Origin of the sequence: Flavobacterium akiainvivens, assembly GCF_001278115.1 — a bacterium.
In the GTDB taxonomy this organism is placed as follows: Bacteria; Bacteroidota; Bacteroidia; order Flavobacteriales; family Flavobacteriaceae; genus Flavobacterium; species Flavobacterium akiainvivens.
This window is the reverse complement of sequence record NZ_LIYD01000005.1, coordinates 3926631-3941632: the sequence shown is the minus strand read 5'-3', so window position 1 is coordinate 3941632 and position 15002 is coordinate 3926631. Positions and strand designations below refer to the sequence as shown.

Here is a 15002-nt window from a genome sequence, read left to right as displayed (position 1 = left end):
TAGTACCAACAGAAAACAGTTTCTTTGCATATACAATAAAAAGTTGCACAAACCGTATGGACAACCTTACTTTTAAAAAATGGAATACCATAACAGGCTGGGCGCTCTTTGCAGTGGCCTTTGTGGTATACAGCCTCACAGTAGAACGCACGCTTAGTTTTTGGGATTGCGGCGAATATATTTCCACCGCTGCCAAGCTTGAGGTGGGCCACCCTCCCGGAGCCCCGCTTTTCCAGATGGCCGGTGCAGTAGCCGCCATCTTTGGTTCAGAAACCACAACCGCACTAATGGTTAACATGGTTTCGGTACTATCAAGCGCGTTTACCATACTGTTTATGTTCTGGTCGCTTACTATTGTACTTAAAAACGTTATTACAAGCTACACCACGTTTGATAAAAACAACGCCGTTGCAGCCCTTGGCGCTTCTGCCATTGCGTCGCTGGCCTTTTTATTTTCAGACAGCTTCTGGTTTAACGCTACCGAGGCCGAGGTATATGCCATGGCATCGTTATTTATAGCCCTTTTACTGTGGGCAGGCCTTAAGTGGGGCGAAGAAATGCACGGCCCGCGCGGCAACCGCTGGCTGCTGCTTATATCGCTGCTTGTAGGGCTTTCGTTTGGCGTGCACTTTATGGCACTCCTTACCATCCCGTCAATAGGGCTTATTTACTTCTTTAAAAACTACAAAACCGTTACGGTTAAAAACTTCATTATAGCCAATATTGTAATTGTGCTGGTGCTGTTCTTTGTGTTCGCCTTCCTGGCCCCTTACACCCTGGCGCTTTTCGGTAAAACCGAAATATTTATGGTAAACGAACTAAGGATGCCGTTTAACTCGGGTACCATCTTTATGTTCCTGCTTTTGGGTGGCGGTTTTTACTACGGCCTTACCTACACTAAAAAGAAAGGCTTTGCCATGGCCAATACCGTGGTGCTGTGCCTGCTGTTTATAATAATAGGCTTCGCCACATGGTTTATGCTGCCGCTGCGCGCTAATGCCAACACGCCTATTAACGAAAACAACCCAAGCAACGCCGCCGAAGTACTGGCCTACTACAACCGTGAGCAGTACCCGGAGCAAAAAACATTCTTCGGCCCGCTGTATACTGAAAAGTACAGTGGCCTTGACCCTAACACCCCTTATACTGACGGCAAGCCCAACTATGAGCCCAACCCGGAAACCAAAAAGTATGAGATTGTAAACAAAAACTACAAGGGCTCTAAACAAAACCTTGACGACAAACATAAAGCATTCCTGCCGCGCATGGGCAGCAGCGACCACGCCGCTAACTATATGCGTTTTACAGGTGCGCCTAAATACCGCATAAACCCTGATTATGACTTTGCTACCGAGCTTATGCAACAGGGCATAGATATTGAAGCCATTTCACCTGAAGAAGCCGGTATGGCCATTGCCGCCATGCAGGAGCAGTTTAACGGCCTGCTGGGCCAGGTAAGGTCGGGCTACTCGCGCCACGAGATAAGCGCCGAAGACCTTGACCATTTCCTTACCGAAAATGCCGACAAACTTATTGTAGAAAAACCTGACTTTAGCCAAAACATGGCCTTTATGTTTGAATACCAGTTTGGCTATATGTACTGGCGCTACCTGATGTGGAACTTTAGCGGCCGCCAGAGCGATGAGCAGGGTAATTATGACAATGTAGAAGGCAACTGGATTACCGGCATTAAATTTCTTGACGAATCAAGGCTTGGCCCACAGGACAAGCTTACCGATGATATGCAGAACAACAAGGGCCGCAACGCCTACTACATGATTCCGTTTGTGCTGGCCGTTGTGGGTATGATTTTCCATGCACGCAAAGACCTTAAAAGTTTTTATGTACTGCTGGCACTATTCCTGTTTACAGGTATTGCCCTTAAGATTTTCCTTAACGAAAGGCCGTTTGAAGTACGCGAGCGTGATTATGCGCTTGTAGGCTCATACTATGTTTTTGCCATGTGGATTGCCTTTGGCGTATATGCCATTTATGACGGCATTAAGCAATACCTTTCGCCAAAAGTAGCACTGCCTGTAGTATTGGGCGCAACCCTGCTGGGCGCACCGGTGCTTATGGCCAGCCAAAACTGGGACGACCACGACCGTAGTGGCCGCTACACCGCCATTGCCATGGCTAAGGCCTACCTGGCATCATGCGAGCCAAACGCCATACTGTTTACCATTGGCGATAACGACACGTTCCCGCTGTGGTATGCGCAGGAAATAGAAGGTTTCCGTACCGATGTACGCATTGTGTGCTCTACCCTGCTGCCTACAGACTGGTATATAGACCAAATGCAGCGCAAGGCTTATGAAAGTGCCCCGCTGCCAATAAGCTTTAAGCACAGGCAGTATGTAGATGGTACACGTGATTTTATGATTCACGACTACACCAACCCGCACGGCCGCGATACCATATCTATAGGCACCCTGTTAGACTCTATAAAATCTAACAAATACCAGATTCAGTATGCCCGCGATAAGTATACCAACGCATTCCCAAGCAAGAGTGTGCGCATCCCGGTAGACCGTAACCAGGTTATAAAAAACAAGGTAATACCGCAAAGGCTATATGATTCTATTGTTCCATACATAGACATCAAACTGCCAAACGCCATTTACAAGCACAACATGATAATGCTTGATATAATCCGCAACAACAACTGGGAGCGCCCTATACACTTTAGCGGCGGTAGCTTTGATGCAGAAGACTACATCTGGATGAAAGATTACCTGGAGCTGGTGGGTGTTACCTATAAGCTGGTGCCAGTAAAAACCAAAGGCGGCTCAGATCCGCTGGGTATGGGCTATGTAGACGGCGATACCATGTATGATATCATGACCAAGCTTGATTGGGGCAATGGTGGTAGTACTGATATTTATCACGACCCACAAACACGCCGCAACAGCCTTAGCTTCCGCAAAAACCTGGCAAGGGCCATGCAGGCGCTTATAGACGAGGGCAAGCCGGAAAAAGCACGCAAGGTTATAGACATTGCCATGAAAAATTTCCCGTTAGACTACTATGGCTATTACTTTATCATGGAGCCGTTTGCCGGTGGTTACTACCAGGTGGGCGATAAGGCGGCTGCACGCCAGCTGCTTGAAAAGCTTATGGCCAAGTACAGGCAAAACCTTGAATACTATCGCAGCCTGCCTGTGGGCGACCAGAATGTGGTACAGCAGGACATAGGCCGTGATATTGAGCAATACCGCAGCCTGCTGCTGGTAATGCAGGAAAATAACGACACCGAATTCTACAACAAGCACAAACCATTGTTTAACCAGGCAAACGGCTGGTTTAAGCGCCTTGGGCTTGAAGATGAAAAATAAGAATACCAAAAGCGGCGGTTTTACTGCCGCTTTTTTGTTTTAATAAACCCCACACACCGCGTGTTTGCTAAAAAAGCAGTTTCTTTGCAAAACAAACACAGCAATTGCTAATGATAACATTCAATTTCAAAAAGTGGGACACCATACTGGCGTGGGCCGTTTTTTTTATTGCACTGTTAACCTATACCTATACTGCCGACCCATCTGTTAGCTTTTGGGATTGCGGCGAATACATCTCTACATCGGCCAAGTTGCAAATAGGCCACCCGCCGGGTGCACCGCTGTTCCAGATTATAGGGGCATTTTTTGCAGCCTTTGCCACCTCTAAGCAAAACATAGGCTTTATGGTTAATATGGTCTCGGTACTTTCGAGCGCGTTTACCATATTTTTTATGTTTCGCTCCACTACCCTTTTGCTTAGGAAACTGGCTTCAAAATCAGCTACAAATCTTACAAACCACAACGCCATAGCCATATTAGGGTCGGCCACTGTTGCCACCCTGGCCTACACCTTTAGCGACAGCTTTTGGTTTAACGCTACCGAAACTGAAGTCTATGCCGCAGCATCGCTCATCATATCGGTACTTGTATGGCTGGGCCTGCGCTGGGAGCAAGAAATGCGCACCGCCCGCGGCAACCGCTGGCTTTTATTAATTGCCTTTATAACAGGGCTGTCGTTCGGGGTGCACTTTATGGCGCTGCTGGCACTGCCATCGGTAGGCTTTATTTATTATTTCAAGCATTTTAAGCGGGTAACGGTGCTCAACTTTATCGTGGCCAATATTGTTATTGTAGCCATAGTAATGTTCATATTCCTGTTCCTGCTGCCGTTTACCATGGGGGCTTTGGCTTACGCCGAAATCTTTGCCGTAAACCGCCTGGGGCTGCCGTTTAATACAGGCACTATCGGCATTTTTACCACCATTGTTACGTCGTTTATTGTTACACTTTGGTTTACCAAGAAGAAAGGCTGGGTAATGCTCAACACGGTACTGCTGTGCATGATGTTTGTGCTTATAGGCTTCTGTTCGTGGGCAATGGTACCCATACGCTCTAACGCAGGCACCTCCATAAACGAAAACCGCCCCGATAACGCCGCCGAAGTACTGGCTTACTACAACCGCGAGCACTATGGCGAGCAAAAGCTGTTTTATGGCCCTATGTACACCAAAACATACGCCGGTGCAGATAAGGAAAACCCCTATCGCGATGAAAAAATAAACTACGAGCGCAACTACACCAAGGGCTGGTATGACACCGTAAACACCAATTTTAAAAATGCCGAGGTAAACTCAAGCCGCAGCCAGTTTGGCTTTATGCCACGTATGTGGAGCAACGTGCCCAACCATATTTACAACTACATGGTGTTTACACAGCCGCCTGCCTATACCATTAACGATAAGTATGATTATCATGACGAGTTAATAAGCCGTGGTTTTGACCCCGACAGTACAGACGTTGCCACTTTAAATACAGAAAAAACAAAGCTTAAAGCCGAAACCGCCACTGCTGTTGAAGAGTTTAACGTAGGCTACCACAGCGGTAAATATGGCTTTAAAGAATACGACAAGTTTTTACACCAATATGGCAACTACCTCAACATAGAGCCGCCTTCTTTCGGGCAAAATATGTCGTTTATGTTTGAGTTCCAGTTTGGCTATATGTATTGGCGCTACCTGATGTGGAACTTCAGCGGAAGGCAAAACGACATCAACGGGCACTATGACAGCATGGACGGCAACTGGCTGAGCGGCATAAACGCGCTGGACAACCCGCGCATGATAAGCCAGGAAAACCTGCCGCCCGATCTTAAAGATGCCAAAGGGCGCAACATTTACTACATGCTGCCTTTTTTCTTTGGCATAGCCGGACTCATATACCATTTTTACAAAGACTGGAAAAACGCCTATGTGGTGCTCATGCTGTTTTTATTCACAGGCCTGGCACTTAAAATATACCTTAACGAACGCGCTTTCGAACCCCGCGAACGTGATTATGCCCTGGTAGGTTCGTTTTATGCTTTTGCTATCTGGATAGGTTTTGGCACGTACTGGCTCTACACCCTTGTAAGCCGTTTTATTAAGCCAAAGGCATCGCTTGTTATAGTACTTACAGCAGCATTGCTGGCCTGCCCGGTGCTTATGGCCAAAGAAAACTGGGACGACCACAACCGCCACAACCGCTATTCGGCACTGGCCATAGCGCGTATGTACCTCGACTCCTGCGAACCAAATGCCATACTCTTTACCCAAGCCGATAATGATACCTTCCCGCTGTGGTACCTCCAGGAAATTGAAGGCTACCGTACCGATGTGCGCATTGTAAACACGCTTTTCCTGAGTGCCGACTGGTATATTGACCAAATGAAAACCCGCCAGTACAACAGCGCACCACTACCCATATCTTACGGGCACGACCAGTACAAGCAGGGCAGCCGCGAACGCCTGTTTTACGGCCACAACAGCAACAAACGCATGAATCTTGAAGATTTTATTGCCTACACCAAGCGCGATGACGATACGGTAAAAATTGAGCTTAAAAACGGGCATAGGGTAAACACCTACCCCACGGTGCGCATTCGCTTTGAGGTAGATAAAGATGTGGTTATAAAAAACAAGGTGATTAGTGAGTCGCAATACGAAAATATTGTGCAAAACATCAGCATGACATTGCCTAAAAGTGCGGTGTTTAAAAACCGCCTTATTATGCTTGATATTATTGCAAACAACAATTGGGAAAGGCCCATATGCTTTACCGGCGGTGTTTACAATAAAGATGAATATGCCTGGATGCAGGACTACCTGCAACTCGATGGCTATGTGTACAAGCTGGTACCGGTTAAAACCACTTTCCCCGAAAGTGGTGGCGATATAGGCGGTATAGACAGCAACAAGATGTACAATACAGTAACCAAGTGGTACTGGGGCAACAGCAACAACCCTGATATTTATCTTGACCCTGAAACCCTGCGCAACTTTAGGGTAGTACGCAAAAACATGGCGCGCCTTGCAAACAAGCTTCTTGATGAAGGCAAAAAACAAAAAGCCGAGAAGATAATAGACCTTGCGGTTACCGAGCTTACCTTCCCTAACTATGGGGCATACCACCTCATGAACCCGTTTGCCGAAGGCTATTATCGCGTCGGGGCTACCAAAAAAGCACAACAGCTTGCAGAAAAAACCGCCCAAAAATACAGCGAGGCATTAGCCTATTATGTAAGCCTGCCTGTACATGAACGCAACGAAATAAGCAGCCGGGTTATACAGGACCTGCAAAGCTTTAAGGCGCTTCTCGCCATCCTTAAAGAACATGATAAGGCACTACACGCCGGGCTGGCTAAAAATTTCAATACCTTTAATGCACAACTCCCATCATTTGGGATTGAAAATGAGTTATGAAGGCATATTGGGTAAAGACATCGGTTGTGGTAAAAAAGCTGTTTCCCCGCCTGGTTTGGGATGTTCCCAATACAGGTAAAACGGTATACCTTACCTTTGATGACGGCCCGGTGCCTGAAGTTACACCCTGGGTGCTTGAAGTTTTAAAGGAGCATAACATTAAGGCTACGTTTTTTTGCATAGGCGATAACATCCATAAACACCCGCAGGTTTTGCAACAGGCCATTGCCGAAGGCCACACCATAGCCAACCATACCTTTAACCACCTCAACGGCTGGCATAATGACACCCCAAAATACCTTGATAATTTTGCAGAATGCGAGGCCATTATTGCACAACACGTAACCACACCGGCAAAATTGTTTCGCCCGCCTTATGGCAGGATCCGCTCAGCCCAAAGTGCACCGATAAGGGATAAAGGCTATAAAATAATCATGTGGGATGTGCTTAGCGCTGACTTTGACCAAACCATTACGCCACAGCAATGCCTGCAAAATGTTATCAATAATGTGCAGCCGGGCAGCATTATTGTTTTTCACGACAGCATAAAGGCATCGGTAAACCTTAAGCACGCGTTGCCACAGGCCATACAATGGCTTAAAAAAGAAGGATATACGTTTGGTGTGTTGTCTTAAATCTGCTCCTGTACCAGCGATATAATGGTGTTGGCATCAAGCTCGCCGCTTTGCCTCCATACCATTTGGCCATCCTTATAAATCATGAGTGTAGGAAGCCCTTTAATCCTAAGTGCTTCAGCCAGTTCCTGGTTTTTGTCTACATCAATCTTTATAACTTTTGCCCTGTCGCCAAGCGCCGCAGCCACATCCCTTATTACAGGGTGCATAGATACAGACGGTTCGTTCCACTCTGTGTAAAAGTCTATCAGGACCGGAACGCGGGAGCTAATAAGTTCTCCGAATTTTGACATAAAAACGGTGTTTTAATTTAAAATAAAAACCTTATTATGGTATATTTTCATACAAATATAGCATTTTTACTATAGTGTGCGGTTTTTTAGGCTTTTTTTAGCGTGATTACGGTAATTTCCGGCCATATACCGGTACGCCCGCTATAGCCGTGAAAACCAAAACCGCGGTTTACATAAATGTATCGTCCAAGGTGCTCATACATACCCGCCCACTGCTTGTATACATACTGCACGGGGCTCCACTTTATAAAGCCGGGTATTTCTATGCCAAACTGCATGCCGTGTGTGTGGCCGCTAAGGGTAAGGTGGTAATTAAGGTCGCTGTCTTTAACCTCATAAGCCCAGTGGCTTGGGTCATGGCTCATAAGTACCTTGAAGTCTTCTTTTGCAAGCCCTTCCGATGCCTTTTTTAAATCGCCCGCCTTACGGAAGTTATGCCCCCAGTTTTCAACCCCTACAAGGGCAATTTCCTGGTTGCCTTTTTTAAGCTTCACGTTTTCATTAAGCATCAGCCTGAAATCAATTTGCCCGTGCAATGCTTTTATGGCCTCAAAGTTTTTGGCCTTTGCATCCGGCGAAAGTTCTATATACTCGCCATAGTCATGGTTACCCAGGGTAGAATACTTGCCAAACTGTGGGGTTTCAATCTTTTTAAAGGTATCAATCCACGGGTGCATTTCTTCGGCTACGTTGTTTACAATATCACCGGTAAAGAGTATCACGTCTTTATGTTCCTTATTAATCAGGTCAATGGCATATTCTACCTTTTCCCGGTTATCAAGGCTGCCGCTGTGCACATCGCTTATCTGTACAATGGTAAAGCCATCAAAATTATCGGGCAGGTCAGGAAACTGAAGCGTTTCCCTGCGCACTTTAAAGTTGTACTTGCCCCGCGTAATGCCATACAGCATAGAGAGGAACGGTACCGCCGCAACACCTATGGCCATAAGGCTTACAAAGCGACGCCTTTCGGGCAAAAAGTCGCCCTGGCGCGTGCCGGTTACGGTAGAATAAGTACCTGTAAATATCCTTACAATGTCTTCGCCCAGCATTACAATAGCAATAAGCAGTTTAGGGATAAGGGTTATGAGCAGCAGCGCCATGGTGTAGAGCGACTTTTTTGTTTGCCCCACACGGCTGTCATAAGATGCGAAGGAATAGAAGATGTAAAAAATAACACCCGCCGAAACAGCTATGTAAAGCCATTGTGCCCATCTGGGCTTGATTACGGTTTTAAGGGCCTGGAATGTATATATTTCTGCAATGAGCAATAAGATGCCCAAAAAAATTAAACCTCTGCGAAACATTAATAAAAAATTAGATAGCTGACAGGCAGCATAAAACGTGCCATACTATTTATGTCAGTTGCGGCTTACATTTTGTCAGCTATCTCATTTATTTTAGTTTACCACAATGGCCTTAATTTTTTCAATCTGGTTGTTGTGGCGCAGGGTGTGGTAGGTAAAGAAATGCACAATTTCCAGCTTGGTACTGCCTGCCAATGGGTGCCCCTCCGGCAGGGGTGCCAGCTGGGCAAGGTTGCTTTCTTTAATAGCGGCAACAGCTATCTTGTTAGCCTCCGTAAGCGACTCTATAAGCCTGTCTTTATCAAACAGTTTGTCTTCGGGTACTAAAAACTCAGGGGCGTTCATTTTACTCTCAAAGTTCATAAGGATTTCCCTGTAATTTTCAGCACGCTCATCTACAGCCCTGCCTGCTTCGGGGGTTGGGGCGGCAAACATCTCATCGCTGCCTGCCGTGGCTTTATACAAGTGGCGGGCCACCTGGGCTACACTCCAGCTGCCATCGGCCGGTTTTTTATTGATGTTAGCATCATCTACACCTTTAAGCAGGTATAGGGTTTCGTTAAGCGCATTTTCAAGCTGCGCAATTATTTGCTGTGCCATACTTTTTAATTTAAAGGTTAATTTGAGGTTCCGGGTTATCTAAAAACCATGAACCCCGAACATTGAACTCTTAACTGCAATGCCTACCACTGAGTGCTGTAATTCATCATCCACTGTATACCAAACTTATCGGTTAGCATGCCATAGTAATCGCCCCAAAACATATCCTGCATGGGCATTTGTATTTTTCCACCTTCGGCAAGGGCGTTAAAAACACGGTCTGCTTCTTCCCTGCTTTCAGCACTAAGCGTTAATGAAATACCGTTACCGTGGTCAACCTGCGGCATATTGCTGGTAACGTCGGTACCCATAAGTATACTGCTGCCAATGGGTAGCGCAATGTGCATAATGCCGTTTTCTTCCCCGGCAGGCACACCTGCATCGGCACAGCCTTCGCCCGCCTGGTCTTGCGTGGCTTCGGCAGGAATATCTTTAAAGCGCATCAGCATGGCAAACTCGCCACCAAAAACACTTTTGTAAAAATTAAAAACCTCTTCGGTATTACCGTTAAAGTTTAAATACGGATTAACTACTTTCATGATGTATTGTTGTTTTTTGTTTGTTATTTGAGATTTGGAATTTGGTGCTTGTTTTTTAGAATTTTAATGCTCCAGATTCTGCTTTAGCGCGTTAAGGCTAAAATCAAGGTCTTTACCCAGCCCGCCTTTTAAAAGCGCTGTCACAAGGTTAAGCGGATACGGGCTTGTACCCGTCATACCCCATACCAACTTTGTACTATGCTCTGTAAGCGGTTGCGTAGTCTGGTAGGTATGCGAAACGGTTTTAAACGGCCTTACAAACCTTATTTCGGTTGTTATGCGTTCGTTTTCGGCAATACCGGTAATTTCCTGTTCGCCTTCGCCGCCTTTGGCTTCGCTGTTCCAGGCATATATAAAGCCAATAGTACCATCAGTACCCGTAAACACCTTTTGCATTTGCGGGTCGGCCATAACCCATTTGCTGTAATAGTCCTGGTTCTTAATGTGCTTAATGTATTCAAACACCTCGGCCACAGGCCTGTCTACCACAATGCTGCGCTCAATGCCATAGTTTTTCGGCAAAAACAGGGCAATAACAAACGGAATGGCCAGCAGGGCTACAATAATTATAACTATGTTCATTACTTACTTTCTAAAAGTTTTTTAAGGTTGTCAAGGTTGGCCTGTAGGTCTTTGCCCAGCATACCATCCATCATGGGGTTCATAATATTAAATGGATAGCTGCTTTCTCCATAAATAACCCAGCTGGTTTTAGTGCCACCATCAACATCTTCTGTGCTTAGATAACCGTCCATACTGTCTTCAAAAGGCTCTTTAAACGTTACCCTGAAGTCTAACTTTTGCCCTTCAGTAACGCCGGTAATTTCCTGTGTGCCTTCGCCCACATCATCATTGCCCTTCCAGTAATACTTAAAACCCACAGTACCGTCTTCGCCGGTTGCAACAACCTTTTTATTGGGGTCGGCCATGTTCCATATGCTATAGTTATCCTGGTTGCGCACCAGCTTAATATAGTTAAACACCTCTGCCTTTGGCTTGTTGATAACCACTTCGCGCCTTACTTCATATTTCTTGTCCATAAACAGGGCAATTATGAGCAAAAGGGCAATAAGGGCGGCAATGCCAATTAAAATTTTCTTTACGATTTTCATTGTTTGTTTTTGTTTTGGGTTTATTGTTTTTTGTAGTGCAGCACCGTTATACCACATTCAAAGCCAATGCTTTCTACAAGTGTAAGCGGCAGTTTTCCGGCTACCTTATCAAATATAGGAAGGCCTTTGCCCAGTATTACAGGGTTTACAAAAAGATAATATTCGTCAATAATATTCTCTGCAATAAGCGATGATACAAACGTAGCCCCGCCATACACCATGGTATCGCCCTCGGTTTCAGCAACAAGGGTGGCTATATCATCAATATTATCTGCCACCGAAACATTGTTGCCCTCAATCTTTTTCAGGGTACGGCTAAACACCACCTTGCGGGTATGTGTAAACTTGTGTGCCGCCTGGTTTTCTGGGTTAGCGTCGAGGGCGTTTTGCCAGTGCGGTATAAACCCTTCGCTCATTTTACGCCCCAGGAGTATAAGCTGTATGGGGTCGGTTAATTTACCCACATAATCTATAAGCTTTTCATCCCAGTTCCAGGTCATCCAGTCCATTTCGCCGGCTGTACCGCCTATGAATCCGTCAACCGATATTTGCACCTGTAGTTTTAGTGTTGCCATTTTTAGTTGCTTTCAGAAAGTTGTTTGATTTGTTTAAGGGCCTCTTTCCACGATTCGCTCATCGATTCAAACCATGCCTCATCCATATCGGCACTGGTGTGCAGCGTGGTAACGCCGTTTTCTTCGTTAAGAACATAACGTTCCTGTGCCAGCCCCAGCGCTTTGGCATCATCACTTTCATAATCTTCCACACCATCTATAAGGAGGCCTTTCATGTCGATACGGATTTCCTTATCCTTGTCAAAAACCGCAATATTTCCAATAAGCCCCATACCTTTATCATCGGCAAAAATTATCTTTTCGCCCTGTTTCCATTCGCCTATGGCCTGGCTGCCCATACCAAATGCCTCATACCATTTCGAATAGTACTGCCTATCTGTAAGCACCTGCCACACCTTACCGGCCGGGGCATCTATCTGCGTTATGTTCTCAATCTTTTTCATAATATAAGTTGATTAATTGTTTCGGTTTTTATCAAATATCGCTGCATCAAGCGAATACCTGCCACTGCCAAGTATAAACACTACAAAGCAAAGCAGCATGTACACAAACGGCAGCATTTTTACCATAAAGTCATCATTGCCATGAGCTACAAAATAAGCCACGAGCATAGTTATAAATACCGGTATAACTGCCAGCCTTGTAAACAGTCCCAGAACTATTAAAATGCCGCATATAAACTCGCCAAAAATGGTAAGCACCAGCGAAAGTTCTGTACCAAGGCCTATAGGGTCGCCAAACATCTTAAGCATTTCATCATACATGGCCAGCTTGCCCCAGCCATGATAGGTAAACATACCGCCAAAAATGAGCCTTAAAACCAGCGTGGCTAAATCAGTGTTTAATGAAACGGGAGTAAATAATTTTTTCATAATTAATTGTTTTTGGTTAAAAATTACATGAATGTAATAATTTTTTAGGCTCATTACAAAGGTATACCTAATGCATTTTTTGGGGCGTGTGCTAAACAGTCAACCAAAGGGGGCATTTGCGCCAAAAAATGTATATTTGTGCTACAACCAATATTTTAACTATGGAAATAGGCATTGCCCTTACCAAAAACCACCGCCTTATAAGCGTGGCAGCCCTGCTGGATGTATTTGAAACCGCCAACCGTTTTTATATGCAGGAAGGCCTGGAGAAACCCTTTAACATTAACCTGCTGTACCTGCCCGAGCACGCCAAACCTGCTTATGACGGGTATACCCCAAAAACTATTGACAATACCGATTATGGCCTGCTCCTTGTACCCTCTTTTAAAGATGAGCTGGCTACCGGCCTTGCCGAAAACCGCGGTTGGGTGCCTTTCCTTCAAAAACAGCACGCCAATGGGGCTGCCATAGCCAGTTTTTGCACCGGGGCCTTTGTATTAGGTATAGCCGGCCTGCTGGATAACCGCCCGGCCACCACACACATTAATGCCGAGGGTGTTTTTGCAAAGATGTTCCCAAATGTAGAGCTAAAGGCTGAGGCCGTAGTAACCGAAAAAGATGGAGTGTACACCAGCGGAGGGGCTACTAATACGTTTCACCTGCTTATGCTGCTGCTCGAAATTTATTGCAGTAAACAGGTGGCCGTACGTGCTGCCAAAGTATTTAGCATAGACCTTGACCGCAACCGCCAAACGTATTTTGGCTCTTTTACACCCGCCGAAGACCACGGAGACGACCTGGTTAAAAAAGCCCAGCAGGAAATTAAAAAGAACTTTAGCAAAGCCAATACCATTGAAGAAATTATTACCGATGTGCCCGCCAGCCGCCGCAACCTGGTACGCCGCTTTAAGCAGGTTACCGGCATAACACCTATTGAATATTTACAAAAAACCCGCATTGAGGCCGCCAAACAGCTGTTGGAGCAATCGCGCTACAGCATACTGGAAGTAATGCTGGAAAGTGGGTATAACGATTTGAAAACGTTCCGCACGCTGTTTAAAAAAACAGTGGGTATGACCCCTAAAATGTACCGCGATAAGTTTAGCGGGCAAATGGTATAATTTATAGAATTTTGGAATTTTAGATTATTAGTACATAGACCGCAAGTAATTTAGCAAGTCTTCAATTTTTGAAAGCTCATAATAGATATAATTTAATTGTTTTTAAATGATGTTACAAGTTGCATAATCTAAAATTCTAACAATCTAAAATTCCAATAATCCAATTCAAATTAGGTATCTTTGCAGCCATCAATCAAAAAAGCGAAATGACTAAAGTTTTAGCTGCAATTACAGCAACCGGCGGCTACGTTCCAGATACAGTACTTGATAATGCTGCCCTTGAAAAGATGGTAGACACCAGCAATGAGTGGATTCTTACCCGCACGGGCATTAGAGAACGCCGTATTGCCAGCGACCCGAATATGGCTACCAGCGACATGGCCAGCCTTGCCATTAAAGACCTGCTTGCACAAAAAAACATAAACCCTGAAGAAGTTGAGTGTATTATACTTGCTACTTCTACCCCTGATTTTCTTTTAGCGCCTGCTGCAGCCATTGCTGCAAGTAAAGCAGGGCTTAACAATGCCTTTGCGTTAGACCTTAATGCCGCCTGCAGTGGCTTTTTATATGCCCTGAGCACCGGTGCCATGTTTATTGAAAGCGGCCGCTACAAAAAGGTTATTGTGGCCGGTACCGATAAAATGAGCAGTATTGTAAACTATAGCGACCGCAATACCTGTGTGCTTTTTGGCGATGGAGCCGGAGCCGTATTGCTTGAGCCTGCCAAAGAGGGCTACGGGCTACAGGACAACATTTTTAAGACCGACGGAAGCGGCAGCGAAATACTGGCTGTTCAGGGTGGTGGTTCTAAAAACCCCGCTACTGCCGAAACCGTTGCCCAAAACCTGCACTATGTACAGCAGGATGGCCGCACTGTGTTTAAAAATGCCATTAAGGGCATGAGCAGTGCCTGCGCCGATATTTTAGCACAAAACAACCTTACAGCCGATGATATTGACTGGGTAATACCACACCAGGCCAATATGCGTATTATTGATGCCGTGGGCGACCAGCTGGGCATACCTAAAGAAAAGATAAAAGTAAATATAGACCGCTACGGCAATACCACAGCGGCTACCCTGCCTTTAGTGCTTTGGGATTATAAAGACGATTTTAAGCCGGGAGACAAAATACTCCTGACAGCATTTGGCGCCGGATTTACCTGGGGTGCCAGCTACCTGATATGGCAATAAAAAACGCCGCACTGTATAGTGC

14 protein-coding genes are annotated in these 15002 nt (G+C 45.5%); 5 read left to right on the top strand and 9 right to left on the bottom strand.

Features of this window, described 5'->3' with window-relative positions; translation table 11 throughout:
• Window positions 1-56 precede the first annotated feature (56 nt).
• The 3 genes from AM279_RS17615 to AM279_RS17605 all read left to right on the top strand — a co-directional run bounded on the left by AM279_RS17615 (window position 57) and on the right by AM279_RS17605 (window position 7368).
• Window positions 57-3335, top strand: coding sequence for a glycosyltransferase family 117 protein (locus AM279_RS17615; protein WP_054409366.1), 3279 nt, complete (start codon window positions 57-59; stop codon window positions 3333-3335).
• A gap of 110 nt (window positions 3336-3445) precedes the next feature.
• Complete coding sequence (locus AM279_RS17610) at window positions 3446-6733, top strand: DUF2723 domain-containing protein (protein ID WP_054409365.1); 3288 nt, start codon at window positions 3446-3448, stop codon at window positions 6731-6733.
• Entirely contained in the window at window positions 6730-7368 is a 639-nt protein-coding gene (locus AM279_RS17605) for a polysaccharide deacetylase family protein (RefSeq protein WP_054409364.1), read from the top strand. The genes AM279_RS17610 and AM279_RS17605 overlap by 4 nt, the downstream gene beginning before the upstream one ends.
• Here the strand turns inward: AM279_RS17605 and AM279_RS17600 are convergent.
• From AM279_RS17600 to AM279_RS17560, 9 genes are all read right to left on the bottom strand, one after another.
• On the bottom strand, window positions 7365-7661 hold the full coding sequence (locus tag AM279_RS17600; protein WP_054409363.1) for a thioredoxin family protein: 297 nt from the start codon (window positions 7659-7661) through the stop codon (window positions 7365-7367). The genes AM279_RS17605 and AM279_RS17600 overlap by 4 nt on opposite strands.
• An 86-nt stretch (window positions 7662-7747) precedes the next feature.
• On the bottom strand, window positions 7748-8968 hold the full coding sequence (locus AM279_RS17595; protein WP_054409362.1) for a metallophosphoesterase: 1221 nt from the start codon (window positions 8966-8968) through the stop codon (window positions 7748-7750).
• Between the two features lie 93 nt (window positions 8969-9061).
• On the bottom strand, window positions 9062-9568 hold the full coding sequence (locus AM279_RS17590) for a DinB family protein (RefSeq protein ID WP_054409361.1): 507 nt from the start codon (window positions 9566-9568) through the stop codon (window positions 9062-9064).
• Window positions 9569-9651: 83 nt separating this feature from the next.
• Entirely contained in the window at window positions 9652-10107 is a 456-nt protein-coding gene (locus tag AM279_RS17585) for a VOC family protein (protein WP_054409360.1), read from the bottom strand.
• Window positions 10108-10170: 63 nt separating this feature from the next.
• Window positions 10171-10689, bottom strand: a complete 519-nt coding sequence (locus tag AM279_RS17580; protein ID WP_054409359.1) for an SRPBCC family protein — start codon at window positions 10687-10689, stop codon at window positions 10171-10173.
• Window positions 10689-11219 carry an SRPBCC family protein gene (locus AM279_RS17575; protein ID WP_054410398.1) on the bottom strand — a complete coding sequence of 177 codons (531 nt, stop codon included), beginning with the start codon at window positions 11217-11219 and terminating at the stop codon, window positions 10689-10691. The genes AM279_RS17580 and AM279_RS17575 overlap by 1 nt, the downstream gene beginning before the upstream one ends.
• A gap of 20 nt (window positions 11220-11239) precedes the next feature.
• A complete protein-coding gene (locus AM279_RS17570) occupies window positions 11240-11794 on the bottom strand; it encodes a dihydrofolate reductase family protein (RefSeq protein WP_054409358.1) in 555 nt (184 codons plus the stop codon).
• A 2-nt stretch (window positions 11795-11796) separates the two neighbouring features.
• Window positions 11797-12237: an SRPBCC domain-containing protein gene (locus AM279_RS17565; protein WP_054409357.1), complete on the bottom strand. Its 441-nt coding sequence runs from the start codon at window positions 12235-12237 to the stop codon at window positions 11797-11799.
• 12 nt (window positions 12238-12249) lie between these two features.
• Window positions 12250-12666 (bottom strand): DoxX family protein, encoded by a 417-nt coding sequence (locus AM279_RS17560; RefSeq protein ID WP_074961418.1) that lies wholly within the window; start codon window positions 12664-12666, stop codon window positions 12250-12252.
• Between the two features lie 161 nt (window positions 12667-12827).
• On the opposite strand from AM279_RS17560, the gene AM279_RS17555 reads away from it, so the two are divergent.
• Window positions 12828-13787, top strand: a complete 960-nt coding sequence (locus AM279_RS17555) for a GlxA family transcriptional regulator (protein ID WP_054409355.1) — start codon at window positions 12828-12830, stop codon at window positions 13785-13787.
• A gap of 206 nt (window positions 13788-13993) precedes the next feature.
• Window positions 13994-14980, top strand: coding sequence for a beta-ketoacyl-ACP synthase III (locus AM279_RS17550; protein WP_054409354.1), 987 nt, complete (start codon window positions 13994-13996; stop codon window positions 14978-14980).
• The last annotated feature ends 22 nt before the right edge of the window (window positions 14981-15002 follow it).